Source organism: Streptomyces sp. PT12 (assembly GCF_003311645.1).
Lineage (GTDB): Bacteria > Actinomycetota > Actinomycetes > Streptomycetales > Streptomycetaceae > Streptomyces.
Genome location: NZ_QEST01000037.1, coordinates 1 through 26,135, shown reverse-complemented (window position 1 = coordinate 26,135; position 26,135 = coordinate 1). Strand labels below are relative to the sequence as shown.

Here is a 26,135-nt window from a genome sequence, read left to right as displayed (position 1 = left end):
GGCCCCCACCGGTGCTATCCCCTCAGAGTACGGGCGCGGGCCGGTGGCGGTAGGGGTTTCGCGGAAGAGGCGATATCGAAGCGATCACAGCGGGACGCGCTGGGCGCCCGCCGAAGGGATCGCCTCGAACACGCGCGGTGCCGCGAGCCCGCGCGCCGCGAACTCCTCTCGCACGGCCGTTCCCGTCACCTCCGCCGCGTCCTCGTCCACCAGCACGATGGCCGAGCCGCCGAAGCCGCCGCCTGTCATCCGGGCGCCGAGCGCGCCCGCGTCCACCGCGGCCGCGACGACCAGGTCCAACTCGGGGCAGGAGACCTCGAAGTCGTCGCGCAGCGAGGCGTGGCCCTCGGTGAGGACCGGGCCGATGTCCCGGGCGCGGCCCGCGTCGAGCAGGTCGATGACGCGTTCGACGCGCCGGTCCTCGGTGACCACGTGCCGCACGCGGCGGCGCACGACCGGGTTGGACAGCCGCGCCAGCGCGGCGTCGAGGTTGGCGTGGTCCACGTCGCGCAGGAACGGCACGCCAAGCTCGGCCGCGCCCGCCTCGCACTCCGCGCGGCGCTTGGCGTAGGCGCCGTCGGCGTGGGCGTGCTTGACCCGGGTGTCCACGACGAGCAGCCGCAGCCCCTCGACGGCCATGGCGAACGGCACCTGACGGCGCCCGAGGTCGCGCGTGTCCAGGTGCAGGACGTGCCCGGCGACGCAGCACGCGGAGGCCATCTGGTCGAGAATGCCGCTGGGGACGCCGACGAAGTCGTTCTCGGCGCGCTGGGAGAGGCGGGCCAGGGTCTCGGGTGGCAGGCCGAGGCCGCCCAGGTCGCTCAGGGCCAGCGCGGTGACGACCTCGAGCGCGGCGGACGAGGAGAGCCCGGCGCCCGTGGGGACGTCGGAGTCGAACGAGATGTTCGCGCCGCCGACCTCGTGGCCCGCGTCGGCGAGCGCCCAGGCGACCCCCGCGGGGTAGGCGGCCCAGCCGGGGACCGATCCGGGCGCCAGGTCGTCCAGGTCGACGGTGACCGGCTCGGCGTCGGGCTCGTGGCCCGAGTGGAGCCTCAGGAGGCGGTCGGCGCGGCGGGAGACCAGGGCCTTGATGGTCCGCGGGAGGGCGAGGGGCATCACGAAGCCCTCGTTGTAGTCGGTGTGCTCGCCGATGAGGTTGACCCGGCCAGGGGCGGCCCACAGCCCCTCGGGGGCGGCGCCGAACAGCTGCTCGTGGTCGGTCATGTGGCGCTCCCCTCACGGGTCGTGGCGCCGGTCGTCCCGGCGGCAGTGGCGCGCTGGGTGAACGTCCAGGCGTCGGCGATGATTCCGGCCAGCTCGGGGCGGGACGGGGTCCAGCCGAGGCGGGTCCTGGCCCGTTCGGCCGAGGCGACGAGCACGGCCGGGTCACCGGCGCGGCGTGGGGCCTGAACCTCGGGGATGGCGTGCCCGGTGACGCGGCGGGCGGTCTCGATGACCTCGCGGACGGAGAAGCCGCTGCCGTTACCGAGGTTGCAGATCAGGTGCTCGCCCGGGGTGGCCGCGCCGAGGGCGAGCAGGTGGGCGTCGGCCAGGTCGTCCACGTGGATGTAGTCGCGCACGCACGTGCCGTCGGGGGTGGGGTAGTCGGTGCCGTAGACCGAGATGGCCTCGCGGCGGCCCTGGGCGACCTGGAGGACCAGCGGGATGAGATGGCTCTCCGGGTCGTGCCGCTCGCCCTGGCGGCCCGCGGGCGAGGAGTGGGCGCCCGCGACGTTGAAGTAGCGCAGCGAGACGGCGGCCAGGCCGTGGGCCGCGCACGCGCCGCTGATCATGTGGTCGACGGCGAGCTTGGACGCGCCGTACGGGCTGCCGGGCGCGGTGGGGGCGTCCTCGGTGATGGGCGTGGTCTCCGGCTCGCCGTAGACGGCGGCCGTGGAGGAGAACACCAGGGTCGCGACCCCGGAGTCCCGCATGGCGGCGAGGAGTTCGATGGTGCCGCCGACGTTGTTCCGCCAGTACTTCTCCGGATGGGCCACAGACTCGCCGACCTGGGAGAACGCGGCGAAGTGCAGCACGGCGTCATAGCTGGCGTCGAGGTGCTCACCCGCGTCCTGGACGCGGCCCTCGACGAAGTCGGCGCCCGCGGGGACGCCCGCGCGAAAGCCCGTGGACAGGTCGTCGAGCACCGTCACGCGGTGGCCAGCGGCCAGCAGATGGGCCGCAACGACCCCGCCGACATAGCCCGCTCCCCCGGTCACCAGGTAGTTGCTCATATGCCGCTCGCCACCTCTCGCAGCCGGTCGGCAGCAGCCTCCGGCAGAACGTCGTTCACAAAGGCGCCCATGCCCGACTCCGAGCCCGCGAGGAACTTCAGCTTGCCCGGGCTGCGCCGGATCGTGAACAGCTCGAGGTGCAGCGCGAAGTCGTCGCGGGCTTCGTCCGCGATGCCGACGGGCGCCTGATGCCAGCCGGAAATATAGGGCGTGGGCGGGGCGTCGGGCCCGAAGATCCGGTCGAAACGGCGCAGCAGCTCCAGATAGACGGCGGGAAGCTCGGCGCGCGCCGCCTCGTCGAGCGCCGTCAGGTCGGGGACGCGGCGGCGCGGGTAGAGGTGCACCTCGTAGGGCCAGCGGGCCGCGTGCGGCACGAACGCCGTCCACGCGCCCGTCTCGAGCACCACGCGGCGGCGTTCGGCGCGCTCGGCCGCGACGATCTCGTCGTAGAGGTTGGCCCCGGTGCGGGCCCGGTGCTCGGCGACGGCGTCGACGGCGCGCCGGGTGAACGGCGTGACATAGGGATAGCCGTAGATCTGGCCGTGCGGGTGGGCCAGGGTGACGCCGATCTCGGCGCCCCGGTTCTCGAAGCAGTAGACCTGCGTCACGCCGGGGTGCCGCAGCAGCTCGGCGGTGCGGTCGGTCCAGGCGTGGAGCACGAGGGCGGCCTGCTCCTCGGTGAGCGAGGCGAACGACGCGTCGTGCTCGGAGGTGAAGCACACGACCTCGCAGCGTCCCGTGCCGCCGCCGAAGGAGGGGAAGCGGTTCTCGAAGACCGCCACCTCGTAGCTCTCCGCGGGTATCTCGCTCAGCCGGTCGCCCCGCGAGGGGCACAGCGGGCACTGGTCGGCGGGGGGGTGGTAGGTGCGGGCCTGGCGGTGGGCCGCGTAGCCGACGGGCTCGCCGAGGAGCGGGTGGTGCCGGATCTCGGAGGGCGCGACGGAACGGTCGACGGGCGGCAGCGGCCTGCGGTCCACCGCGGTGCGGGGGGTGCCGTCGGCGCGGTCGTAATAGAACAGCTCGCGGCCGTCGGCGAGGCGGGTCGTGGTCCTCTTCATCACCCGGTCCAGATCCAGAGTCGGCGCACTCCAACAGAATTCAACATAAGGAAGCATACAGCTACAGTCCCGCGGACAGGCAACCCACGGGCCCAGCCGCGCCTGGCCGCCCCCTCCCCGTCACAACCCGCCTGCGGCGGGGCGCCGCCTCCTGGCGAGGGCCGCCTCCGGCCGGGGCGGCGCCCTCCGGCAAGGGGGCGTCTTCGACGGCGGGCGCCTCCCGGCGCTGGGGCCGCGTGCCTCCTGGCAGGGGCGCCTCTCGGCGGGGGTGATTTCCGGGGCGCGGCCCCGACGCAAAGGCGCCTCAGGCGAGAGGCCGCTCCCGGCCAGACGTGGGCAACACGTGCCCCGGCGCGGGGGAAACGCCTCCGGCGAGGGATAGCTGCCGGAGCACGGGCCCGACGCAAAGGCGCCCCCGGCGCGGGCGCCCCGCACCTCCCGGCAGGGTGTCACCCGACCCGGAGGAACGCCTCCGTCGGCGGGGTGGTTGCCGGGGCGCGGGCTCGGTGCGAGGCCGCCCCGGCGCGCGAGTACGCGCCCGCGAGGGGAACCCCTTCCGGCGAGGGGGCCGTTCCCTGCCAGGGGTGCCGCGGGGGCCTCCGGCAAGGGTCTAGCAGGGCGCCCGGTGGTGGTGCGGGAGGTGGTCCACAAGGCCGGTGCGGACCGCGAGGGCCGCCGCTTCGAGGCGGGACGCAGTCCCCAGCTTGGTCAGCAGCCGCTGCACATGCGTGCGCGCCGTGCTGGGGGCGACGCCGAGGCCCGCCGCGATGCGGCGGGTGTCCTCGCCGTCCACGATCCGCATCAGGACGTCCGCCTCGCGCTCCGTCAGCAGCGCCGCGAGGCGCGCGCCCTCCGCCTCCGCGCCGGTCCTCGGGTGCAGCAGCTCCGCGAACGCCTCCCTCAGCAGCTGCGGCGACACCGCCGCGTCGCCCGCCTTGGCCCTGAACATCGCGCGCTCCACGCCGTCGATCCGCTCGTCGTGCCGCACATAGCCGCGTGCCCCGGCCGCGAACGCGGCGGCGACGCCACGCGGCCGGGGCACGGGGCCGAGCACGACGACGGCCACGCGGGGGCACTCGCGCCGTATCCGCTGCACCGGGTCGAGCGCGCCGGGGGCGTCGGGTTCGAGCGAGCCGAGCAGGCACACGTCGGGCTGCTTGCCCACCACCAGGTCGGCCGCGCGGCTCACCGGCGCGCCAGCGCCGAGCACCCGGTGGCCGCGCACCCGCAGGGCCGAGGCCAGGGCCTCGGCGACCAGCCGCCTGTCGTCGACGACGACGACGCGCACGCTCACCGGTAGACCAGCATCGCGCGGGGCTCGTTCAGGGCTTCGCTGTAGAACTTGAAGTTGACCAGGATGAACGTGTCGTCCCGCCACAGCGGCTGCTGGTCGTGCGGGAAGAGGCTGCCCCCCATCGACGCCTCCTGGGCCCGCGCGGCGCGGTCGAGCGCCATGATGGGCCGGATCTCCTCCGTCTCGGGATCGACGGCGACGACCATGCCCTCAAGATCGGTCGTGGCCGCCTGATACGCCAGGACCTGACCGTCCTGGACGCCGAACGGCCGGATCTGACCGCCGTTGATCGGCCGGACCTCGTAGGCGGGCTGCCCGTTCGACAGGTTGAACGCCACCAGCGCGTTGCCCTCAAGCCCCGGCTCCATTGTGGCCAGGAAGAGGTAGCCGCCCGCGATGGCGGAGGCCGAGCAGTTGTGGAAGATCGTGACCTCGCACGGCGCCGTGTAGTGGTCGGTGTTGTAGTCGAGGACCGCCTGGACCTCCTGGTGCGCCTCGTCGATCACCCACAGCTGGCTCTCACCCGAGCCGAAGGCGTCCTCGCTCAGCGACACCTCGACCACGAGCGGCTCGACCGAGAGCACCGCGGTGACATCCACGATCAGCTCCTCGTGGGTGGCCGGGTACTCCCAGACCCACTGCTCCTGGCCCGCCTCGTCGGTGGCGCGGATGCTGCCGCCCTGGGGCTCGGAGAACGTGCCGCACGGGTAGTCGGAGATGATCGTCTCGTCGACGACCATGAACTCCGTCTCGCTGCACCGGTCGGCCGACTGGCTCTCCCAGAGCTTGCGCTCCTCGCTGATGCTGTAGCCCACCCCGGCCGTGCCGGTGCCGATGACGACGGTGTCGCCCAGGATCCAGGGGTAGGTGTCGAAGCTGGTCGAGTGGACCGTGTCGAGGGGCATCGTCAGCACCTCGTCGCCCGTGGAGATGTCCACCACGGTCAGCTCCTCGCAGTCGCGGCCCTGGAGGAGCGCGATGCGGTTCTCTGAGACATTGGGCGAGGCAAGGCAGTTGCCGTCGGCGGACTCGAACGGCAGCGACCAGTTCTCGGCGCCGGTCGCGAGGTCGTAGGAGACGACCTCGTCGGGCATCACGCGCACAAACGCGTCGTCGAGCCACCAGTGCCCCTTGGCCTCGACCAGGCTCTCCTCCGGGGTGGGCTCGAACGCGGGCACCTCCCACGCGAGCGAGGCGGAGATCGCCTGCTCGGGCAGCGCGGCGCCGCCCGGCTCCTCGCCGCCCCCGCCCCCGTCGCCGCCCGGCTCGCCGCTCGGCTCCTCCTGGGCCGCGGGCTCGCCGCCTTCGTCGTTGCCGAAGACGAGATACGCGCCCCCCGCCACCAGCACGAGCGCGAACACCGTGGCCACGGCTATGAGAATCTTGGTGCGGCTCGGGCCACCGGACGGGCCGCCCGGCGCGACCGGCCCCGAAGGCCCGCCGGGACCCGGGAAGGCGGGGCCCGATGGGCCATAGCCGAGGGTCGGCGCCTTGTAAGGGCCCGGCGCGGTCGGGGCGCCGAACGACGAGCCACCGGCCGTCTGCTCACCCGTCGTGTACGGCGAGGCGTAGGGCGAGGGGGGCGTCGCGGGGGGCGGGGGCTGCTGCGGGTAGCCATAGCCGGGCTGGCCCGGCTGGCCGCCAGGCACCACGGGCTGCGCCGACGGCGGCGTGCCGGGCGCGGGCGCCGTGGGGAAGCCGTAGCCACCGGTGCCGTCGCCGGATCCGGGGCCAGGGCCCGGCTCGGGCGGCGGCCCGTAGCCCCCCGTGGGGGGCGGCCCTGGGGGCTGGTTCGGCGGTGGCGGCTGAGACATGGATCCCCCTGGGGCCGGTGGGCCACGGCCGCGCTGGGCACGTGGGCGACGGGCGAAGGACTGCGGTCGATCGGCGGTCGGGCAAAGCTCTTTTTACCATCGGACACCGACACGGCCCCTTGCGGTTCCAGCCTCGTGGGGGATTCGGGGCGGTTCAGACCGACGGGGTACTCCTCCTCCAGCGCCGCTGACCCAGCCCTCCAGGAGAGGTCGACCACGGCCGCGTCTTAGCCGCCGGATACCCGACTGCCTTCCGCTGGTTCGGGTCGGTCAGATGCGGATGTAGGCGGCGCCGGTCAGTTGTGCTTGGACGATCGCGGTGACGGCGGAGGGGACGGTGCCGACCTCGGGCCGCAGCTCGTCGGGGTCGATGCCGCGGCGTCCGAGCCCGACGGCGCATGCGGCGACCTCGGTGTGCTCGGGGAGCTGGACGGCATCGGTGCCGGTCAGGCCGGCCAGTGCCGGGCCGTTGACGATCACCCGCACGTGCGTGCCCAGGTCGGCGGCGTGGAGTCCGGTGGCGGCGTCCAGTGCCCGTTGCACGTCGGCGGGGTCATCGGCCACGTGCAGGATCACTTCACGAGGGCTCTCATGCATTGCTGGTGTTCCTTACTTGCTCTGGCGGGCTCAGGCCGGGCAGCCGGTGAGGGCGGCGGAGACGTAGGGCAGGTGGACAGCGGCGGCAAGCGCGGCCATGCCGACCAGGTACGCGGCGATCACGGCCGCGGGCAGAGCGCCTGCCAGCCCCGCGCTGGGGCGGACGAGATGGCGGATGCGTTCGGGGCCGGCAGCGTGCAGGGCGACCGGGCAGGAGTGCTGCGGCATGGCCGGGTGGGTGCGTTCGCCGAGCTTGACCAGGGCACTGACCAGTGCCGGGGTTCCTGCCTCGCGGCGGGCCCGGTCGTCGGCGGCGATCTCCAGGTAGTGCGGCAGCACGTCGGCGGCTGCGCCGATCAGCGGCACCCACCGCAGGTAGGCGGCGATGGCCTCGACCAGGGCGGAGATGACGTGGTGGCGCTGGTGCAGGTGGGCGTGCTCGTGGGCCAGCACGGCGGCCAGCTCGTCCTCCCCCAGGGCACGCACCGCGCCGGTGGAGAGCACGACTCCGCCGTGACGGGCGGGGAAGGTGAGCGCGAACGGGTGCGCGGCGTCGACCAGCGACACCTCGCGTCCGTGCAGGAGCTGCCGCCGCGCGCCGTGCAGCAGCGCGCTGGCGGCATCCCGGGAGCGGGAGCTGCGCCGGACCATCTGGCGGGCAAGACCTGCTCCCAAGGCCAGCGCCAGTGCCACCGGCAGGGCCAGCAGCAGCACGGCGGGAACCAGAGTGTCGGTGGTATCAGCGGAGATCGGGTTCGCGGCGCTCAGGCACCGCTGGCACACCTCGGCTGCGCGTTCGGGCAGCAGCGCGGGGCCGGACCCGGCCCAGGCCAGCACCGGGCCGATCGCCAGCAGGGTGACCACCCAGACTCCGACACCGCCGACGACGATCGCGATGGCCAGGCGCGGGACGCGCACCAGGGTGGGCGCCGCGTGCCGCAGCAGCGCCGGTCCGAACACTGCCAGCGCCACCAGCCCGGCGCACAGAGCCACCGCGAGCATGCCCGCGGTCATGACGCGTCACCCCGGTCGCGGCGTTGTAGGTAGTCGCGCAGCAGGTCCAGGTCGGTCTCGGGCATCGAGTCCACGAACTGCAGGATCGAGGCAGCACGGTCGCGGCTGGCCTCCAGCACCTGCTCCATCAGCCCCGCGGCATGCTCATGCCTGCTGAGCTTGGCTCCGTACCGGGTCGACCGGTTCTGCCGTGCGATGGTCACCAATCCCTTGCGGTCCAGGTTGGTGAGCACGGTCGCGATGGTGGTGTAGGCGGGGTCGGACGGCAGGTGCTCGATCACCTCGCGCACGGTGGCCGGGCCGTGGTCCCACAGCACGTCCATCACCTGCGCCTCCAACGCCCCCAGCCGCAGCAGATCGCCCGAACGCCCATCGGCGGCGGTGCTCATGACGCGGCCGCCACTGGTTCGGGGCGCACCGGACAGGCGACCTGCCCGCGTAGTCGCCACACCAGGGCGACGCCGGTCAGGATCAGCGCACCGAGCGCGAGGAACGGCTGGATCGGGGCGAACCAGGTGATCGCGCCGGAGTATCCCAGGGCGAGGAGGGCGAGCTTGTTGCACACCGGGCACCCCACCGCGAACCACGCCAGGATGCCGCCAGCCATCCCCATCCGGCTGCTGCGCCGCGCCTGGACCTCATCGTCGGCATCTGTGCTCGCGGTCGAGCCTGCGCCGATGCCGCCCTCATCGCCGGCGCTCGCCCGCGTATGCAGGGCGGGGCGGGGCGGGCGGATGTAGGTGGCGACCAGCATGCCTGACAGTGCCGAAGTGACCAACCACACCGGGTAGTTCCACCACACCGGCGGGATCTCCCGACCAAACACCGGGTTGGGGATCAGCACCGTCGCCACCCCGATCACCACCGCGATCACCACCGCGGCGACGATCGCGACCAGCACCTGCCTGCCCGGCCACAGCCGCAGCGCCTGCCCGGCCAGCCGGAAGCTCTCGCCGATGCCCTGACGCGAACGACTCGGGCGCGGTCGAGTGGAAGGAGAGGTCATGGACCCATTCTGACACGACTCGACTACCACGCATAGTCGACTATCTGAGATAGTCGAGGTCGGTACCCCCGACAGTACAGGAGACCCCCATGCCCGCCGAGACCAAGAACCGCCCGAAACCGTCCAACCGTTCGAGGTCGTCATGGGTCGTGCCGGGCGCCGTGCTGACGGTGGCCGCCGTGCTGATCGCCGTGATCGTTCGGGTGAACTGGTCCGGCGCCTCACCCGAGGACGGCACCTTGCCGTCCGGTGGTGGTGCGCCCACCGAAGTGCAGGATCCCGAGCAGCCGGACTTGACCGAGGTCGAGGCTCGGGACGAGGACGACCTGCTGGCGGCCGGCCCGGTCGACGCGCCGGTGGCACTGATCGTGTTCTCCGACTACCAGTGCCCCTTCTGTGCCCGGTGGAGCGAGCAGACGCTGCCGTCGATGATGGAGCACGTCGAGGCCGGGGACCTGCGGATCGAGTGGCGCGATATCAACGTGTTCGGCCCCGCCTCCGAGCGCGCAGCCCGCGCCTCCTACGCCGCCGCGTTGCAGGGCGCGTTCTGGGAATACCACGACACCCTGTTCGAGGACGGGGAACGCAGGTCTGAGGGAGAGCTGAGCGAGGAGGCGCTGATCGCCCTGGCTGGCGAGTTGGGGCTGGATATCGAGCAGTTCACCGCGGACCTGGCTGCCGAGGAGACGGCGCAGGTGATCGCCACCAACCAGCAGTTGGGATTCGACCTGGGCGCCACCTCCACCCCCGTGTTCATCCTGGGCGGACAGCCGATCGTGGGGGCGCAGCCCACCGAGGTGTTCGAGGACGCGTTCCAGACCGCGCTCGACGCGGCGGAGTGAGGCGGCGTGGACATCGGACTGCTCGCCGCGTTCGTCGGCGGCACCCTCGCGCTGCTCAGCCCGTGCGCGGCACTGCTGATGCCGGCGTTCTTCGCCTCCACGATCGGCACCGGCCCGAAGCTGCTGCTGCACGGCGCGATCTTCTACCTCGGCCTGCTGATCGTGCTCGTCCCCCTCGGCATCGGGGCCGGCGCGCTGGGGACCCTGTTCGTGACCCACCGGCAGGCGATCGTGCTCATCGCCTCCCTCGTGCTGATCGTCCTGGGCGCCGCGCAGGCGCTCGGATTCGGGTTCGACCCCTCCCGGCTGCTGCCCCCAGGCGCCGACCTGCACTCCCGCGCGGCGTCCACGACCGGACTCGTCAAGACCGTGCTGCTGGGAGCGGCCAGCGGGATCGCCGGATTCTGCGCCGGTCCGATCCTGGGCGCCGTGCTCACGCTGGCTGCCGCCCGCGGCGACACCCTCGCCGCCGGCTTCCTGCTCGCCGCTTACGGCGCCGGCATGGTCCTGCCGCTGCTGCTGATCGCCGCGCTCTGGCAACGCCTTGGCGCCCGCGGCCGCCGGCTACTGCGCGGCCGGACCTTCACCGTCCTTGGCCGCGAGCTGCACACCACCTCAGCGGTCACCGGACTGCTCATCACGGGAGTCGGCATCCTGTTCTGGACCACCAACGGCCTGGTCGGCGCCCCCGAGCTCGTCCCGCTCGACACCCAAGCCTGGCTCCAAGAACGCGCCTCCATCCTGGCCAACCCGATCCTGGACATCCTCGCCGTCCTCGGCATCGCCACGATCGTGCTGCTGCTGTGGGCCAGGCACCGCCGCAACCGCGAACGCGCCCAGGCCCCCGCGAGCGAACAACCCACGGAACAACGATGACGCGACCTCGACAACGCGGCCCCCTGGCACTCTCCGTCGCCGCGGTACTGGTGATGACCGGCTGCGGGGCATCCGAGCCCGAGCCCGTGCGAGACCCCTACCCGGTCAATGATGCGTTGCCGGTCGTCGATACCCCGGGGATGCGGTTGCCGACCTCTTTCGAGGAGCTGGAGGTCGTAGACCCCGGGTGGGACACAGCCGCGCAGTACGCCGAAGGCGTCTATGTCGCCGCCGACGAGCGCGACGGAGTGCTGGAGTTCACGGCCGTGGACGTGCACGGTGAGGTCTTGTGGGCCGCGCAACGCCCGGCGAGCTGCACCGGATTCGCAGTCACGATGGACGCGCACGGGCGAGCCCTCGCGATCCTGGGCGACCTGGAAACCACCGCCGACGCTCTGGCCGCCACCACCGCCGCCGCCTACGACCTGACCACCGGCGAACACGTCTGGGGTCCGGTCGAAGTCCCCGGCCCCTACCAGGGTCCCGGCCTGGTCTTCGCCGCACCCCCCGAGAGCTACATGGGCCAGACCGGCCCCCGCGTCGCGCTCGACCCCACCACCGGGGAGGTCGCGGCTACCGAATCGGGCTCGGAAGGACTGCGCATCATCGGTGAGTACCAAGGCATCGTCTTAGTCACCCATGAGGACGCTCTGATCGCGCGCAACACGACCGACGGCGGGGAGCTGTGGCGCACCCCTCTGGCTGAGCACGGCTGGACCGCGGCGTCCATCAGCGCCGCCCTGCGCCCCGCGCCGGCTGACGGGCTCGCGCTCATCTCCACCTCCGACACCGCCGGTGCGCTCATCGACCTCCACCAAGGCGTCGTACTCAACGACACTGCACGCGACGCGGCGGTCGACCCGACCACCGGCACCCTCGTGATCCTCGACGCCGCCGGACTGCACGCCTACGACGCCAACAACCAGTCATTGTGGTCGCTGTCCGTCGATGACCAGACCACCATCGCCGCGATCGGCGGGGTCTTCCTGTACCTGCGCGAAGGCGGCGCAATCCGCGTCCACAACGTCATCACCGGCGACGTCGCCCAAGCCTACGAACCCGACGGGCGAGGACCGATCATCGTCCCCTCACACATCAGCATCAACGGAGCCGCCGTCCTTCTCGATGGCAATCGACGTCTCCTGGCCACGATCTCAGAGCAGGCTTCATGGACGAGGAGGGCGGCCCATGAGGCAGGCAACGAGCGGCATGCGATGACCTCACCGGCAGTGTCCCACGTGGACTCGACGCGATGAGCCACGCCACGTGCCGCGAATCTCGCGATCACACCCAAGCGCCGACCCCGCCACGGCCGCTGTTTCCTCTGTGGGCGGCAGCGCCCGCAGCCGCAGTCGCCGGGCTCGCGCTGGATGCGGCCTTTCCCTCGCTCGGATGGTGGCCGCTGACATTCGCCTCGGTAACGCTCGCTCTGCTCACTCTCATCGGTCGAGGCACCTGGAGTGCCGTGCTGGTCGGGGCAATCTTTGGCGCAGCGTTCTGGTTTCCGCACGTGTCCTGGGCGGCACAGTTTCTCGGTGAGCATCCCCTGAACTGGGTCCCTTGGGTGGCGCTGGCCAGCGCACTGACGATCTACTCGGCCCTACTGACGGTGCCGATCGCATGGGCCTATCGATGGCTGCCGTATCGGCGCGACACCCCCGCGGTGCGACTGCTCGCACTGCCGGCACTGGTGGCCGGGGCCTGGACGGTCCGCGAACTCCTCATGGGCTCCTGGCCCTACGGCGGATTCCCGTGGGCAAGGATCGCCATGAGTCAATCGGAAAGCCCCATCGCGCCGGTCGCATCATGGGTCGGCGTCTCCGGCCTGGGATTTTTGATGGCCCTCCTGTGCGCCGCCGCCATCGAAGCAACCCGCTGGACCGTGCACAGACGCCCGCCGCGCGGTGACACTACGGAGTACCGCAGCAGCACGCACGCGCTCCGGTGGACAGCTCCGATCCCCGCCTTCGGGCTCGCGGCGATGCTGCTACTGGTGCCGCAGTTCCCGACCAGTCACGCAGGCACCATCCGAGTCGGCGCTGTACAGGGCAACGGCCCCGCCGCTTACGTCGATGAGCACGAGCCAGGCGCGGTCCTGGAGTCTCAACTCGCCGCCTCCGCCCCCCTGGAGGACGAGCAGGTCGACATCGTGCTCTGGCCAGAGGGCGGCGTGGACATTGACCCTCTCGCCGATGAGGCCACCGCCCAGGTGCTCAGCGACGCAGCCGCCCGATACGGTGCGCCGATCCTGCTCAATGCCGCCTCGGCAGACGGCCACATGGTCTTCAACACCTCTTTCCTCTGGACCTCGACCGGCCCGGTCGCCGCCCACGCCAAACGCCATCCCGTCCCGTTCGGCGAGTACGTGCCCGACCGCTGGCTCTACGAGACGCTCGTACCCAGCCTGGTGGACCAACTCCAACGCGAGTACGCCGCCGGCACCGACACGCCCGCCATCGAGGTCGACGGGGTGGACGTGGGACTGGCGATCTGCTTCGACGTGGCATTCGATGACGTCATCCACGAAAGCACACGCAGCAGCGCCCAAGTGCTCATGTTCCAGACAAACAACGCCGACTTCCGCGGCACTGACGAGAACCTGCAACAGCTTGCGTTCGCGCGCATGCGAGCCATCGAAACCGGCCGCAGCGTAGTCAACCTCTCCACCACCGGAACCAGCCAAGTCCTCGCCCCGAACGGCACTACCGTGGCCGCACTGCCCGCGGATGAACCGGGTCTCATGCTCGCCGAACTCGAACTCCGAGACGGCCTTACCGCCGCCGTCGTGCTAGGGCAGCCGATCCAGGCGCTCATCGCCTCGGGCACACTCGCCACGTTCCTCGTCCTCGCTCTCCCCCTGCTACGCGACCGCGCACGACACCATCGGGCACCGGACTCTGGCGGACTCAGTGGCACCGGCCGCCACGAACGCGACCGATGAACCATCTGCTACTCATCGCCGGCCTGACCACGCTGGTGGGGCTCTCGCTCGGTCCGCTTGGAGGCGGCGGTTCCATCCTGATGGTCCCGCTGCTGACCCATGTCGGTGGCCTCGAACCCACCGAAGCCATCGCCGCCTCCCTGTTCGTCGTCTGCGTCACATCTGTGACCAGCGCAATCGCCCACGCCGGTAGACCACGACCCGTTCCTCATCGGCGAGACCCGTCGCAGCTCGCCCGCGATCTGCTCGCCCTAGGAGGTCGCGGCGCGTGAGCCGGTGATCGTGGCTCGATCGCTCAGCGCCGTCGTTAAGAAGGAGGCCGCGCCGCGCGTCCACAGCAGGTAGGGGGCACGCTCGCCCAGGTCGTTCAGCCCGGCGGGCCATTCCGTGTCGGCCGGGATGAGCGTGCCGAACCCGTGCCGCTCTGTCTGAGCCGTGTGATCCAGCAGGCCAGGCGTGATCCGCGACTCGGGAGCGAGGCAGGTTCAGCGAACTACGCGGGTCCTTCGGGACGGCCCCTCGCGGGCACTCGGTTCATAGCCGCCTCCACGACGGACACCCGTCGCGCTATGACGACGAAAGAGCCCGCGATGCTCCGCACATACCCTCACGTTCCTCTGGATCGGGCCGGTCAGCCTCATCGTGCTTCTCACCGTCCGGGCGCAGGAGCGACGTCAGCGACGCGAGACCATGCACGCCGCCGTGCTCCCCGAGGACTACGCCAAGAGACTGGCCTAGTCGATCATGTCGGAGAGCTCCAGCCAGCGTTCTTCGAGTTCGGTCGTCTCGTCCTCGACGGCGCGGAGGTTGTCTGCGAGCTTCTGTAGACCCTCGTAGTCGCCCTGGTCGTGCTCGGCCATGCGCTGGTGCAGGGCTTTCACCTCGGCGTGGAGTCTGTCGAGACGGCGTTCGATCGAGGCGACTTCCTTCTGCGCGGTGCGTCGTTCGGAGCCGGAGAGCGCGGGCGCGCCCGCTCCCGCATCGGCGGTCGTCGGGGTGATCGGGCCGCTCGTGCGCGATGTCGGCTGTTCGCGCCGCAGCCGCAGGTACTCGTCCACTCCGCCGGGCAGGTGCCGCAAGCGTCCGTCGAGGATGGCGTACTGCTGGTCGGTGACCCGTTCCAGCATGTAGCGGTCGTGCGAGACGACGATCAGAGTTCCCGGCCACGAGTCCAGCAGGTCCTCCATCGCGGCCAGCATGTCGGCGTCAACATCGTTCGCAGGTTCATCGAGAGCGATGAGGTTAGGTTCATTCAGCAGCAGGAGCAGGAGTTGTAGCCGCCGCTTCTGACCGCCCGACAGTTCGGCGACCCTTGTGGAGAGGTGCGGGCGGGCGAAGCCGAGGCGTTCCAGCAGTTGCGCCGGCGTGAGGTCTTTGCCGTCGATCGCGAAGGTCGTCTGCGTGCGGGCCAGCACTTCGCGCACCCGGTCGCCGCCGATGTCCGCGAGCTGGGAGAACTGCTGGTCGAGCAGTCCGAGTCGCACGGTCTTGCCCGTCTTGATCCGGCCCGACGTGGGCTGCACGGTTCCGGCGATCAGGCCCAGCAGCGTTGACTTGCCGCTCCCGTTCGCTCCGAGTATCCCGGTCCGCTCGCCGGGGGCGATCCGCCACGTCACGTCGCGCAGCACGTCGCGGTCGCCGTAGCGCACGCCCACGCCTTCCAGGTCGACCACCTGCTTGCCCAGGCGGGCGACGGCGAGGCGTTGCAGCTCGATGGGGTTGCGAACCGGCGGTACGTCCTCGATCAGTTGGCTGGCGGCGTCGACGCGGAACTTCGGCTTGGACGTGCGGGCGGGTGCGCCGCGTCGTAGCCACGCCAGTTCCTTGCGCATGAGGTTCTGGCGTTTGGCCTCGGTGACGGCGTTGATCCGGTCCCGTTCGACCCGTTGCAGCACATAGGCGGCGTAGCCGCCCTCGAACGGCTCCACGGTCATGTCGTGGACCTCCCACGTCTCGGTGCAGACCTCATCGAGGAACCAGCGGTCGTGCGTCACGACCAACAGGCCCCCTGAGTTCCTCGCCCAGCGGTTCCGCAGGTGCCCGGCCAGCCAGGCGATGCCCTCGACGTCGAGATGGTTTGTCGGCTCATCCAGAGCGATGACATCCCACTCGCCGATCAGCAACGCGGCCAGCGCGACCCGGCGACGCTGCCCGCCGCTCAGCTCGCCGATCCTCGCATCCCACGGCAGATCGGCGACGAGCCCGCCGATCACGTCGCGGACCCTGGCGTCGCTGGCCCACTCGTGCTCCGGCCGGTCACCGACGATCGACCCGCCGACCGTCGCCGCCGGGTCGAGGTCGTCGGACTGCGACAGCACCCCGAAGCGCACCCCGCCTCGCCGCGTAACCCGGCCCGCCTGCGGCTCGATCACGCCGCTGAGCATTCCCAGCAGGCTCGACTTGCCGTCACCGTTGCGGCCCACGATCCCGACGCGATCGCCTTCCTCGACGCCGACCGTCACCGAGTCGAAGACCACTCGCGTCGGATACTCCAAGTGCAGGGCTTCCCCCACCACCAACGGCGTAGCCACTACCGCGCACCGGCCTTCCTCGGAGTCCGGCCAGATGGCCTCGGCCGCGCGACGCGATGCGCGGCACGGGTGCGGCAAGCACCCCATGACCGCCCCTCGGAGCGGGAGAACGGAGGTAGCCGAACCACATACGGCTCCTGAGTGTTCGGCTCGTCAAGGAACAGCACGTTGGGCTCGTCCATCAGCAGCCGCAGGATCTGGAGCCGCCGCCGCCGCTCGCCGCCGGAGAGCGGGCCGATCACCGTGTCGAGGCCCGCGGGGAAGCCGGGCAGGTCGAGGCCGCCGAACAGCCCGGTGAGCACGGCGCGCACGCGGGCGTCGCCCGCCCACTCGTGGTCGGCGAGGTCGCCGATGACCTCCTGGCGGACGGTGGCGGACGGGTCGAGCGGGTCGTGCTGGGCGAGCACCCCGAGGCGCAGGCCCCCCGAGTGGGTGACGCGCCCGTCGTCGGGCTCCTCCTGGCGGGCGGGGACGCGCACGAGCGTGGTCTTGCCGTCGCCGTCGCGCCCCACGACGCCGATCCGGTCGCCCTCGCCGACGCCGAGCGAGACTCCGTCGAGCACCGCGCGGGTGCCGTACACCTTGCCGACGGACTCCAGCTTGGCGAGATTCCGGGCGGACTTGGGGGACTCAGGCATGGGACTCGATGGTAGTCGCCCCGGCGGCGGGGCCCGTCGTCGCGCGGGCGTCCGCGCATGTGCCCCCGGCCCTGAGCGCGGCGGCGACGCGGGCCGCGGCGTCGGCGCCGTCGGCGAGGAACGCGCACGTGGGTCCCGACCCCGAGACGAGCCCGGCGAGCGCGCCCGCCTCCGCCCCCGCGGCGAGGGTGGCGGCGAGCGAGGGGCGCAGCGAGAGGGCGGCGGGCTGGAGGTCGTTGGCCAGGGTGGCGGCCAGCGCGCGGGCGTCGCCGTCGCGCAGGGCGTCGAGCAGCGCGGGGGTGGGCTCGGGGCGCGGCGGGTGAACGCCGTCGGCGTCGCGCAGCCGGTCGCACTCGCGGTAGACGGCGGGGGTGGCGAGGCCGCCGTCGGCGAGGGCGAACACCCAGTGGAACGCGCCCGACACCGGCAGCTCGGTCAGTAGCTCCCCCCTCCCCCGCCCCAGCGCGGCGCCGCCCACCAGGCTGAAGGGCACATCGGAGCCCAACTCGGCGCAGAGCTTGATGAGCTCGGGCCTTGGGGTGGCGGTGCCCCACAGGGTGTCGCACGCGAGGAGCGCGCCCGCGGCGTCGGCGCTGCCGCCCGCCATGCCCCCGGCGACGGGGATGTCCTTGTCGATGTGCAGCCGGACGGCGGGCTCGATGCCGTGCAGGGCCGCGAGCAGGGTCGCGGCGCGGGCGGCGAGGTTGGCCTCGGGGTCAAGGGGAACGTCGTCGCTGCCAGGGCCAGCGCAGGTGACGGCGAGCGCGTCGGCCGGGGTCGCGGTGACGTGGTCGTGGATGCCGACGGCGAGGAAGACATTGGCCAGGTCGTGGAACCCGTCGGCGCGCGGCGGCCCGACGGCCAGCTGGACGTTGACCTTGGCGGGCACACGAACGGTGACGGCTTGCGCGGGGGACCCCATGGGCCCCGAGTCTAGGCATCCGCCGGTCAGCCCGCCCACCCGCTCGGACCGGCGAGGGCCCTGTGGTGCCTGGCCCCGCGAGCGCGTGAGGGTCACCCGAGGGAGCGGAACTCCGCGAGGCGCGCGAAGTCCTCCACCGTCAGGGACTCGCCCCGCGCCGTCGGCGCGATGCCCGCCGCCTCGCACGCCGCCTCGGCCGCCGTCGCCGAACCCGCCCACGCGGCAAGGGCGGAGCGCAGCGTCTTGCGGCGCTGCGCGAACGCCGCGTCGATCGCCGCGAAGACCTCGGCGCGCGAGGCCCGCGTGGGCGGGGGGTCGCGGCGGACCAGGGAGACCAGGCCCGAGTCCACGCGCGGCGCGGGCCAGAACACCGTGCGGCCGATCGCCCCGGCCCGCCGCGCCCGCGCGTACCACGCGGTCTTGACCGATGGCACCCCGTACACCTTGGACCCCGGCGGGGCGGCAAGGCGGTCGGCGACCTCGGACTGCACCATGACCAGGCCGCGTTGGAGGCTGGGGAACGCCGCCAGCATGTGCAGCAGCACCGGCACCGCGACGTTGTAAGGGAGGTTGGCGACGAGCGCGCGCGGGGGCGGACCCGGCAGCTCGGTGACGCGCAGCGCGTCCGCGTGGACCAGCGCGAAACGGTCCGCGCGCGCCGGGAGGCGGGCCTCGACCGTCGCGGGCAGCGCCGCCGCGAGCACGTCGTCGATCTCGACCGCCGTCACATGGCCAGCGGCGCCGAGCAGCGCCAGGGTCAGGGAGCCGAGCCCCGGGCCGATCTCGACCACCGCGTCGTCGGGGCCGACATCGGCGGCGCGCACGATGCGGCGCACGGTGTTGGCGTCGATCACGAAGTTCTGGCCGCGCTGCTTGGTCGGGCGCAGGCCGAGCGCCGCCGCGAGCTCGCGGATGTCGCCGGGGCCGAGCAGCGCGTCCTGGGTCACCCGAAGACCCGTTCGGCGTTGGCCGCGACGTGCCGGGCGAGCTCGTCCTCGGCCAGCCCTTTGACCTCGGCCATCGCGCGCAGCGTGACGGGGATCAGATAGGGCGCGTTGGGCCTGCCGCGGAACGGCGCCGGGGTCATGAAGGGCGCGTCCGTCTCCACAAGCAGCAGCTCGGGCGGCGCGGCGGCGAGCGCGTCACGCAGCGGCTGGGCGCTGGCGAACGTGACGTTCCCGGCGAACGACATGAAGTACCCCTCGGCGGCGCACACCTCGGTCATCGCGGCATCGCCCGAGTAGCAGTGGAACACCGTGCGGCGCGGGGCGCCCTCCTCGCGCAGGATGCGCAGCACGTCGTCGTGCGCGTCGCGGTCGTGGATGACCAGGGCCTTGTCAAGCTCCTTGGCCAGCGCGATGTGCCGCCTGAACGAGCGCTGCTGCGCGGCGACGCCCTCTGGCCCCGTGCGGTAGTAGTCGAGCCCGGTCTCGCCGATGGCCACCACCTGGGGCAGCGCGCCGAGCTCGGCGATCTCCCGCAGCGCGGCGTCGAGGCCGCCGGGGCCCTCGGTCTCCTCGATGCGCGGCGCCTCGTTGGGGTGCAGGGCGACGGCGGCCACGATCGCGTCGTGGTCGGCGGCGACCTTGGCGGCCCAGTGGGCGCGTTCGACGTCGCACCCGGTCTGCACGACGCGGGTCACGCCCACCGCCGCGGCCTTGGCGATGGCCTCGTCGACGGTCGTGCCCTGCATGTCGAGGTGGGTGTGGGCGTCGGCGACGGGGATCTTCAGCGGCTCGGGCAGCGGCGGCGGCACATGCTCCCTGGCCTTCGCCTTGGCGGACTTGGGCATGCCGTGAATCCTACGGCGACGCCGATCCGGCCCCTCCCGAGGCGCGGGCCGCCACCACGGCGTCGAACACCCGCCGCTTGGGAACGCCGACCGCGCGCGCCACGTCGGCGATCGCCTCCTTGCGGTGCAGGCCCGCCGCCTCCCCCTCGGCGACGAGCCTCGCCAGCTCGGCCGCGTCCACGCTCCCTGGCTCGGGCGCGGGGGCGCCCTCGACCACCACCGTGATCTCCCCGCGCACGCCGGGCTCGGCCCAGGCGGCCAGCTCGCCGAGCGTGCCCCGCCTGACCTCCTCATACGTCTTGGTCAGCTCACGGCACACGGCCGCGCGCCGCTCGCCGCCGAACGCCTCGGCCATCGCCGCGAGCGACGCCGCGAGCCGGTGCGGCGCCTCGAACCACACGAGCGTGCGGCGTTCCCCCGCCACCTCGCGCAGCCGCGCGGCGCGCTCGCCCGGCTTGCGGGGCAGGAACCCCTCGAAGCAGAAGCGGTCGACGGGCAGCGCGGACAGCGCGAGCGCGGTCAGCACCGCCGAAGGCCCAGGCACCGCCGTGACGCGGACGCCGCGCTCGACCGCCGCGGCCACGAGCCGGTAGCCGGGGTCGGACACGGACGGCATCCCCGCGTCCGTCACCAGCACAACGCGCGCCCCGCGCGCCAGCTCGTCCGCGAGCTCCGGCGTGCGCGCCGCCTCGTTGCCCTCGAAGTACGACACCACGCGCCCCCCGAGGGTGACGCCGAGGCCCTGGGCGAGGCGCCGCAGGCGGCGGGTGTCCTCGGCCGCGACGACATCGGCCGCCGCCAGCTCGTCGGCGAGCCGCGGCGGGGCGTCACCCAGGGCGCCGATCGGAGTCCCGGCCAGTACGAGCGTGCCTGTCATGGCCGTCATCCTCGCGCATCTCACGGGGTTCCCAAGGGCCGGATGCCAAGATGGGCCCCGATGAGCAGCCAGAGCAGCCAGACCGTGACCGAGGCCCCGCCTGAACGCGAGCCGGGCCGCCGCCCGCCCGCGTGGGAGCAGCGGCTGCGTCGTTTCGGCTACGCGGGCCGCCGCGGGTCGGGCGTGCGCGAACGCCTGGTGCCGCCCTACCCGGAGCCGGGCGCGCGCCTGTGGCAGTACTTCGGCTTCGCGCCGCTCGCCGCCGCGCGCCTGGCCCGCTTGACGGCATGGGGCGGGCCGCTGCTGGTGGCGGCGTTCGCGGGCGCGCTGCGCTTCGCCGACCTGGGCTCGCCGAACGCCGTGATATTCGACGAGACGTACTACGCCAAGGACGCCTGGTCGCTGCTCGAGCACGGCTACGAGACCGACTGGCCCGAGGACGCCAACGAGCGGATCATCGGCGGCGAGACCCCGGTCGGCTCGGCCGCTTCCTATGTCGTGCACCCGCCCGCGGGCAAGTGGGTCATCGCCCTTGGCGAGTGGATGTTCGGCCTCACGCCGTTCGGCTGGCGCTTCATGGTGGCGCTGCTCGGCACCCTGTCGGTGCTCATGCTGTGCCGGATCGGGCGGCGGCTGTTCCGCTCGACGGTGCTCGGCTGCGTCGCGGGGCTGCTGCTCGCGGTGGACGGGCTGCACTTCGTGATGAGCAGGACCGCGCTGCTCGACCTGGTGCTGATGTTCTGGCTGCTCGCGGCGTTCGGCTGCCTGCTGATCGACCGCGACCGGGCCAGGGCGCGCCTCGCCGCGGCGCTTCCCGTGGGCGCCGACGGCCTGGCGCGCTCCTCGCGCGACGTCGGGGAACGCCTCGGGCTCGGCGTCAGGCCCTGGCGCCTTGCCGCGGGGGTGTGCCTGGGCCTCGCCTGCGCGACCAAGTGGAACGGGCTCTATGTGCTCGCCGCGTTCGGCCTGCTGACCGTGCTGTGGGACGCGGCGGCGCGGCGCACCGCGGGGGCGCGGCAGGCGTACGCCGTGACGCTGCGGCGCGACGCGGGGCCCGCGTTCCTCTCGCTCGTGCCGGTCGCGCTCGCGGTGTACCTCGCGTCGTGGGCGGGCTGGTTCGCGACGTCGGGGGGCTACTACCGGGACTGGGCCGAGGGGCGGGACAGCTCGTTCTCCTGGGTGCCAGGGCCGCTGCGCAGCCTGTGGCACTACACGACCGAGGTCTACGGCTTCCATGTGGACCTGACCTCGCAGCACGACTACGAGTCCAACCCCTGGAGCTGGCTGGTCGCGACCCGGCCCGTGACGTACTTCTACGAGTCGCGCGACGCGGGCGAGGACGGCTGCGGCTATTCCAGCGGCTGCGCGCGCGAGGTGCTGGCCCTGGGCACCCCGCTGCTGTGGTGGGCGGCGTGCTTCGCGCTCGCATACGCGCTCTACCGCTGGATGTTCCGCCGCGACTGGCGGGCGGGCGCGGTGCTGTGCGCGGTGGCGGCGGGGTATCTGCCGTGGTTCCTGTACCAGGAGCGCACGATCTTCTACTTCTACGCCGTGGTGCTCGTGCCGTTCCTGTGCCTGGCCGTGACGCTGATGATCGGCGCGGTCCTCGGGCCGCCCGGCTGCTCGGAGCGGCGCCGGGTGGCGGGCATCGTCGCGGCCGGGGTGCTGGTGCTGCTGATCGTGTGGAACTTCATCTACTTCCACCCCATTTACACGGGTACCGAGCTGCCGGTGGACGGCTGGCGGGCCCGGATGTGGCTCGACACCTGGGTCTGATGTGACGGGTGAGCCCGAATCCCGAATGAGGCCGAAGTGACACCGGGCTGCCGTCCGGCATACCGGGGGTAGCCGGTAGGCTGCGGCGACAGCGGGCCGGTGCAGCGCGCTCGCGGAAGTACCAGGGCAGGGGGCATGGTTGACATGCGGAACGGGCAGCGGATCGCGGTGGTGGCGGGGGTGTGCGCGGCCGTCGTCTCGGTCGTGGGCTTCGGGGCGTACAGCCTGCTCGGCGACGAAGGCAGCGGGGGCGGCGCCGCCGCGGCCGACGGCGAGCGCGGCGGGGACGACGAGCCAGCGGGGCCGCCCACCGGCGACGAGGTGCTGGCCGCGTCGGGCGCGTTCCTCGACGCCTGGGCCGCGGGCGACGCGGTGGCGGCGGCCGAGCTGACCAGCGACCCCGAGGCCGCGCGGGCCGCGCTCGAAGCGCTGGCCGCCGACGCCTCGTTGACCGAGGTGGCCATCGACGCGGGCACGCCCGACGGCGCGACCGTGCCGTTCTCGCTCGCCGCCACCGTCGCCCACGAGGACGAGGAGCCCGCCGAGCTGGGCTGGGAGACCGCGCTGAGCGTCGTGCGCGACGAGGCGAGCGGCGAGCCGGTCATCGAGTGGGCGCCCACCGTGATCCACCCGGAGCTGGCCGAGGGGCAGTCCCTTGAGACGGGCCCGATCAGCGAGGTCCCGCCGGTCGAGGCGCTCGACCGGAACGGCGCGGTGCTCTCGGCCGACGACTTCCCCTCGCTCGCCCCGGTCATCGCCGAGCTCCGGGAGCGCTACGGCGAGCAGGCGGGCGGCTCGGCGGGCGTCGAGACCCGCATCGTGGACGCGGAGGGCGAGACGGTCACGTCGCTGCTTGAGCTGGCCGAGCCGACCGCGGGCCAGGTGCCCACGACGATCGACCCCGCGGTGCAGCGGGCCGCCGAGGACGCGGTCGCGGAGCGCGCCAGCGCGTCGGTCGTGGCGATCCAGCCGAGCACGGGCGCGATCCACGCCATCGCCAACTCCCCCGCGGACGGCTTCGACACGGCCCTTGAGGGCAGCTACGCCCCCGGCTCGACGTTCAAGATCGTGACGGCCTCGCTCCTGCTCGACCGCGGTCTGGCCTCGCCCGGCGCCGAGCACCCGTGCCCGAAGCACTTCACGCACGGCGGCTGGGAGTTCCAGAACCTCGACGAGTTCGAGATCGAGGGCGGCACGTTCGCGGACAGCTTCGCCCGCTCGTGCAACACCGCGTTCATCTCCCAGGCGCCCGAGCTGTCGGACGACGAGCTGGGGAACCACGCGCGGGAGGCGTTCGGCCTCGGCCTGGACTGGCAGGTCGGCGTGACGTCGATGGACGGCGCGGTGCCCACGCAGTCGGACGCGCAGATGGCCGCCGCGCTCATCGGCCAGGGCGGCGTGCGCATGAACCCCCTGACCATGGCGTCGGTCTCGGCCACCGTGAAGAACGGCTCGTTCCTCCAGCCCTACCTGGTGCCAGCCGACTTCGACGGGCGGCAGCTCGCGCAGGCGCCGTCGCCGCTGCCCACGGCGGGCGACCTGCGGTCCCTGATGAGCCGCACCGCGGCCAACGGCACCGCCGCCGAGGCGATGGCCGGGCTCGGCGGTGACATCGGCGGCAAGACGGGATCGGCCGAGGTGGACGGGCAGGACAAGCCGAACGCCTGGTTCACCGGATACCGCAACGACCTGGCCGTGGCCGCGGTCGTCCCCGACTCGGGGCACGGCGGAACGTTCGCCGGTCCCCTGGTGGCCGACGTCCTGAGGGTCGCCCCGTAGTGCCGCGTCAGTCAGGGTTTGCCCGGTAGGCGGGGCGCGTCGAGGGGCGCCCCTGGAGCGGAAGAGGGACGGACCGTGCGTGAGATCGCCGTCTTCAGCGGCAGCGCCCACCCCGAGCTGGCCGCCGAGGTTTGCGCCCATCTCGGGGTGCCGCTGCTGCCGACCAGGGTGGACCGCTTCGCCAACGACTGCCTTCAGGTACAGCTGCAGGCCAACTGCCGGGAGCGCGACGTCTACCTGGTGCAGCCGCTGGTGCGGCCCGTACAGGAGCACCTGGTCGAGCTGCTGCTGATGCTCGACGCGGCGCGCGGCGCGTCGGCGGGACGCATCACGGTGGTGATGCCGCACTACTCCTACGCCAGGTCGGACAAGAAGGACGCGCCGCGCATCTCCATCGGCGGGCGGCTGATCGCGGACCTGATGGTGGCGGCGGGGGCGAGCCGGGTGCTGGCGATGACCCTGCACTCGCCGCAGGTGCACGGGTTCTTCAGCGTCCCGGTTGACCACCTGCACGCGCTGCGGGAGCTGGCCTCGCACTTCAGGGGCCAGGACCTGGGCAACGCCGTGGTGGTCTCGCCCGACCTGGGCAACGCCAAGGAGGCGGCGGCGTTCGCGCGCATGCTGGGCATCCCGGTGGCGGCGGGCGCCAAGCAGCGCTTCAGCGACGACCGGGTGACGATCAGCTCGGTGATCGGCGAGGTGACAGGCCGGGATGTGATCGTGCTCGACGACGAGATCGCCAAGGGCAGCACCGTGATGGAGCTGCTCGAACGCCTGCGGGAGCTGGACGTCGCGTCGGTGCGGATCGCGTGCACCCACGGGCTGTTCTCGGACAACGCGCTGGGGCGGCTGAGCGCGGAGCCCGATGTCCTGGAGATCGTCTGCACCAACACCGTTCCCATCCCGGCCGATCAGCGCACCGGCAAGCTGCGCGTGCTGTCCATCGCCCCCGCGCTCGCCGAGGCGGTGCGCCGGATCCACAACGGCGAGTCGGTCAGCGCCCTCTTCGGTGAATAGGGCTTCGGTGAATAGGGCTTCGGCGAATAGCTCGCGGCGAGGGGTGAGCGGCCTACCCGCAGACTCCCGGCACCGAGGTCGGGGAGCTGAGGGTCAGGGCGCGGTCGGCGGTCGATGACCAGTACAGGGTCATGCCGGTCGCGGCGAGGTCGATGCCGGTGACGGCGGTCGCGTTCCAGGTGTGGGCGAACGCGCCGCACGCGGTGAGGGTGCGGCACGCGCCCGTGCCCTCGAAGACGAGCGCGGAACGCCCCGTCGCGATGTTCATGTCGGTGGCGGACTTCTGGGGCGGCAGCAGGAACCCCACGCCATAGGGGCCGAGTTCGGCCGCGTCCTCGCGGCTGACGCTGGGGTACTGGGGCGTGGTGCCCGCGTAGTGGACGACGCGGACGATGGGCTCGACGGGCGCGTCGAACCAGGTGACCACGGCCTGGTCGCCGCTCATCGGCGCGGCGGGGAGGTCGGCGAACTCCCAGTCGGTGATGGCGACCCAGCGGTCGACGCCGTTCACCTCGGCGATCACATAGACGTCGGGGGCGGTCACGGTGAGCCCTTCGGCGGGCGGGATGGGCTCGCTCACCCGGGTCAGGCAGGCGCGTTCGGCGAGGACGGCGTCGACCTCGGCGGGGGTGTGTCCCGTGGATTCAAGTCCCTCGACGAGGGAGAGCAGCCGGTCGGCGCCCGCCTCGGTGGAGACGGGGATGTCGGGGGTGCAGGCCGCCTCGGGGGTTCTCCCCTGGGCGGATGGGGCCAGGGCCCCGATGAGCGCGGCCATCGCCGCGAGGGCCGTCAGAGTCGTCGCTGTTCGGCGTCGCACGCCGCCTCCCGATTTATCGATATGACTACTTGACGCGCGACGCCGCAGTCTACCCACGATTGCCCGGATGTGTACCGGGTGAGCGCCGGGTCGCCGAAGGAGCGAGCCCGAACGGCGGCCCGAGCCGACGGTGGCTCAGCGCCCCGGCGCCTGGTGGGAGTTGGAGCGCGGTCCGTTCGGCGGCGGGCGGCCAAGCCGACATCGCGGCGGCGCCGCGGAGGGGTGCGGCGACGCCCGGGACGGCGCCGAGCCCGGCGCCCGACCTCCCGTGCGGGGGTCGGGCGCCGGGCTCGGCGGGGAGAGGCGGGGG

23 protein-coding genes and 1 pseudogene are annotated in these 26,135 nt (G+C 72.7%); 8 read left to right on the top strand and 16 right to left on the bottom strand.

Annotated features, from left to right (window positions below; translation table 11 throughout):
- Nucleotides 1-84: 84 nt before the first annotated feature.
- The 9 genes from galK to DEH69_RS03905 form a co-directional block, all read right to left on the bottom strand.
- Nucleotides 85-1,224 (bottom strand): galactokinase, encoded by a 1,140-nt coding sequence (galK, locus tag DEH69_RS03945; RefSeq protein WP_113685467.1) that lies wholly within the window; start codon nucleotides 1,222-1,224, stop codon nucleotides 85-87.
- Complete coding sequence (gene galE, locus DEH69_RS03940; protein ID WP_113685466.1) at nucleotides 1,221-2,234, bottom strand: UDP-glucose 4-epimerase GalE; 1,014 nt, start codon at nucleotides 2,232-2,234, stop codon at nucleotides 1,221-1,223. Before galE ends, galK begins: the two co-directional genes overlap by 4 nt.
- Nucleotides 2,231-3,292 (bottom strand): galactose-1-phosphate uridylyltransferase, encoded by a 1,062-nt coding sequence (galT, locus tag DEH69_RS03935; protein WP_113685465.1) that lies wholly within the window; start codon nucleotides 3,290-3,292, stop codon nucleotides 2,231-2,233. Before galT ends, galE begins: the two co-directional genes overlap by 4 nt.
- Nucleotides 3,293-3,902: 610 nt before the next feature.
- A complete protein-coding gene (locus DEH69_RS03930) occupies nucleotides 3,903-4,586 on the bottom strand; it encodes a response regulator transcription factor (RefSeq protein WP_113685464.1) in 684 nt (227 codons plus the stop codon).
- Nucleotides 4,583-6,400, bottom strand: coding sequence for a PQQ-binding-like beta-propeller repeat protein (locus tag DEH69_RS03925; protein ID WP_147255392.1), 1,818 nt, complete (start codon nucleotides 6,398-6,400; stop codon nucleotides 4,583-4,585). Before DEH69_RS03925 ends, DEH69_RS03930 begins: the two co-directional genes overlap by 4 nt.
- Before the next feature lie 270 nt (nucleotides 6,401-6,670).
- A complete protein-coding gene (locus DEH69_RS03920) occupies nucleotides 6,671-6,997 on the bottom strand; it encodes a DsrE family protein (RefSeq protein WP_113685462.1) in 327 nt (108 codons plus the stop codon).
- 30 nt (nucleotides 6,998-7,027) lie between these two features.
- A complete protein-coding gene (locus tag DEH69_RS03915) occupies nucleotides 7,028-8,011 on the bottom strand; it encodes a M56 family metallopeptidase (RefSeq protein ID WP_113685461.1) in 984 nt (327 codons plus the stop codon).
- Entirely contained in the window at nucleotides 8,008-8,400 is a 393-nt protein-coding gene (locus DEH69_RS03910; protein WP_113685460.1) for a BlaI/MecI/CopY family transcriptional regulator, read from the bottom strand. Before DEH69_RS03910 ends, DEH69_RS03915 begins: the two co-directional genes overlap by 4 nt.
- On the bottom strand, nucleotides 8,397-9,017 hold the full coding sequence (locus DEH69_RS03905; RefSeq protein ID WP_113685459.1) for a hypothetical protein: 621 nt from the start codon (nucleotides 9,015-9,017) through the stop codon (nucleotides 8,397-8,399). The genes DEH69_RS03910 and DEH69_RS03905 overlap by 4 nt, the downstream gene beginning before the upstream one ends.
- A gap of 89 nt (nucleotides 9,018-9,106) precedes the next feature.
- Here DEH69_RS03905 and DEH69_RS03900 point away from each other — a divergent pair, with 89 nt between their 5' ends.
- From DEH69_RS03900 to DEH69_RS03880, 5 genes are read left to right on the top strand one after another with little or no spacing between them, the layout of a single operon-like run.
- Nucleotides 9,107-9,859, top strand: a complete 753-nt coding sequence (locus DEH69_RS03900) for a thioredoxin domain-containing protein (protein WP_113685458.1) — start codon at nucleotides 9,107-9,109, stop codon at nucleotides 9,857-9,859.
- Between the two features lie 6 nt (nucleotides 9,860-9,865).
- On the top strand, nucleotides 9,866-10,735 hold the full coding sequence (locus DEH69_RS03895; protein WP_113685457.1) for a cytochrome c biogenesis CcdA family protein: 870 nt from the start codon (nucleotides 9,866-9,868) through the stop codon (nucleotides 10,733-10,735).
- The gene (locus DEH69_RS03890) at nucleotides 10,732-11,991 is read left to right on the top strand and encodes a PQQ-binding-like beta-propeller repeat protein (protein ID WP_220131176.1); all 1,260 of its coding nucleotides are present in this window, start codon (nucleotides 10,732-10,734) and stop codon (nucleotides 11,989-11,991) included. The genes DEH69_RS03895 and DEH69_RS03890 overlap by 4 nt, the downstream gene beginning before the upstream one ends.
- A complete protein-coding gene (lnt, locus tag DEH69_RS03885) occupies nucleotides 11,988-13,676 on the top strand; it encodes an apolipoprotein N-acyltransferase (protein ID WP_113685455.1) in 1,689 nt (562 codons plus the stop codon). Before DEH69_RS03890 ends, lnt begins: the two co-directional genes overlap by 4 nt.
- Entirely contained in the window at nucleotides 13,673-13,948 is a 276-nt protein-coding gene (locus tag DEH69_RS03880; protein ID WP_220131175.1) for a TSUP family transporter, read from the top strand. The genes lnt and DEH69_RS03880 overlap by 4 nt, the downstream gene beginning before the upstream one ends.
- A 462-nt stretch (nucleotides 13,949-14,410) precedes the next feature.
- Here the strand turns inward: DEH69_RS03880 and DEH69_RS03870 are convergent, their stop codons facing one another.
- The 6 genes and pseudogenes from DEH69_RS03870 to rsmI form a co-directional block, all read right to left on the bottom strand.
- Nucleotides 14,411-16,153 carry an ABC-F family ATP-binding cassette domain-containing protein gene (locus DEH69_RS03870; RefSeq protein ID WP_258534414.1) on the bottom strand — a complete coding sequence of 581 codons (1,743 nt, stop codon included), beginning with the start codon at nucleotides 16,151-16,153 and terminating at the stop codon, nucleotides 14,411-14,413.
- 200 nt (nucleotides 16,154-16,353) lie between these two features.
- Nucleotides 16,354-16,845: pseudogene (locus DEH69_RS03865) on the bottom strand (ATP-binding cassette domain-containing protein); the annotation flags it as partial.
- Nucleotides 16,838-17,767 (bottom strand): 4-(cytidine 5'-diphospho)-2-C-methyl-D-erythritol kinase, encoded by a 930-nt coding sequence (locus tag DEH69_RS03860; RefSeq protein WP_113685452.1) that lies wholly within the window; start codon nucleotides 17,765-17,767, stop codon nucleotides 16,838-16,840. The pseudogene DEH69_RS03865 and the gene DEH69_RS03860, both read right to left, overlap by 8 nt.
- 92 nt (nucleotides 17,768-17,859) lie before the next feature.
- A complete protein-coding gene (gene rsmA, locus DEH69_RS03855; protein ID WP_113685451.1) occupies nucleotides 17,860-18,714 on the bottom strand; it encodes a 16S rRNA (adenine(1518)-N(6)/adenine(1519)-N(6))-dimethyltransferase RsmA in 855 nt (284 codons plus the stop codon).
- On the bottom strand, nucleotides 18,711-19,559 hold the full coding sequence (locus tag DEH69_RS03850) for a TatD family hydrolase (protein WP_113685450.1): 849 nt from the start codon (nucleotides 19,557-19,559) through the stop codon (nucleotides 18,711-18,713). The genes rsmA and DEH69_RS03850 overlap by 4 nt, the downstream gene beginning before the upstream one ends.
- Before the next feature lie 10 nt (nucleotides 19,560-19,569).
- Nucleotides 19,570-20,436 carry a 16S rRNA (cytidine(1402)-2'-O)-methyltransferase gene (gene rsmI, locus DEH69_RS03845; protein WP_113685449.1) on the bottom strand — a complete coding sequence of 289 codons (867 nt, stop codon included), beginning with the start codon at nucleotides 20,434-20,436 and terminating at the stop codon, nucleotides 19,570-19,572.
- A gap of 60 nt (nucleotides 20,437-20,496) precedes the next feature.
- Between rsmI and DEH69_RS03840 the strand changes: the two genes are divergently transcribed.
- The 3 genes from DEH69_RS03840 to DEH69_RS03830 all read left to right on the top strand — a co-directional run bounded on the left by DEH69_RS03840 (nucleotide 20,497) and on the right by DEH69_RS03830 (nucleotide 25,008).
- The gene (locus tag DEH69_RS03840) at nucleotides 20,497-22,212 is read left to right on the top strand and encodes a dolichyl-phosphate-mannose--protein mannosyltransferase (protein WP_113685448.1); all 1,716 of its coding nucleotides are present in this window, start codon (nucleotides 20,497-20,499) and stop codon (nucleotides 22,210-22,212) included.
- Nucleotides 22,213-22,347: 135 nt separating this feature from the next.
- The gene (locus DEH69_RS03835; RefSeq protein WP_309302754.1) at nucleotides 22,348-23,991 is read left to right on the top strand and encodes a penicillin-binding transpeptidase domain-containing protein; all 1,644 of its coding nucleotides are present in this window, start codon (nucleotides 22,348-22,350) and stop codon (nucleotides 23,989-23,991) included.
- Between the two features lie 75 nt (nucleotides 23,992-24,066).
- Nucleotides 24,067-25,008, top strand: a complete 942-nt coding sequence (locus DEH69_RS03830) for a ribose-phosphate pyrophosphokinase (protein ID WP_113685447.1) — start codon at nucleotides 24,067-24,069, stop codon at nucleotides 25,006-25,008.
- Nucleotides 25,009-25,060: 52 nt separating this feature from the next.
- Here DEH69_RS03830 and DEH69_RS03825 read toward each other — a convergent pair whose 3' ends face one another.
- Nucleotides 25,061-25,825: a hypothetical protein gene (locus DEH69_RS03825; RefSeq protein WP_147255389.1), complete on the bottom strand. Its 765-nt coding sequence runs from the start codon at nucleotides 25,823-25,825 to the stop codon at nucleotides 25,061-25,063.
- Nucleotides 25,826-26,135: the final 310 nt, after the last annotated feature.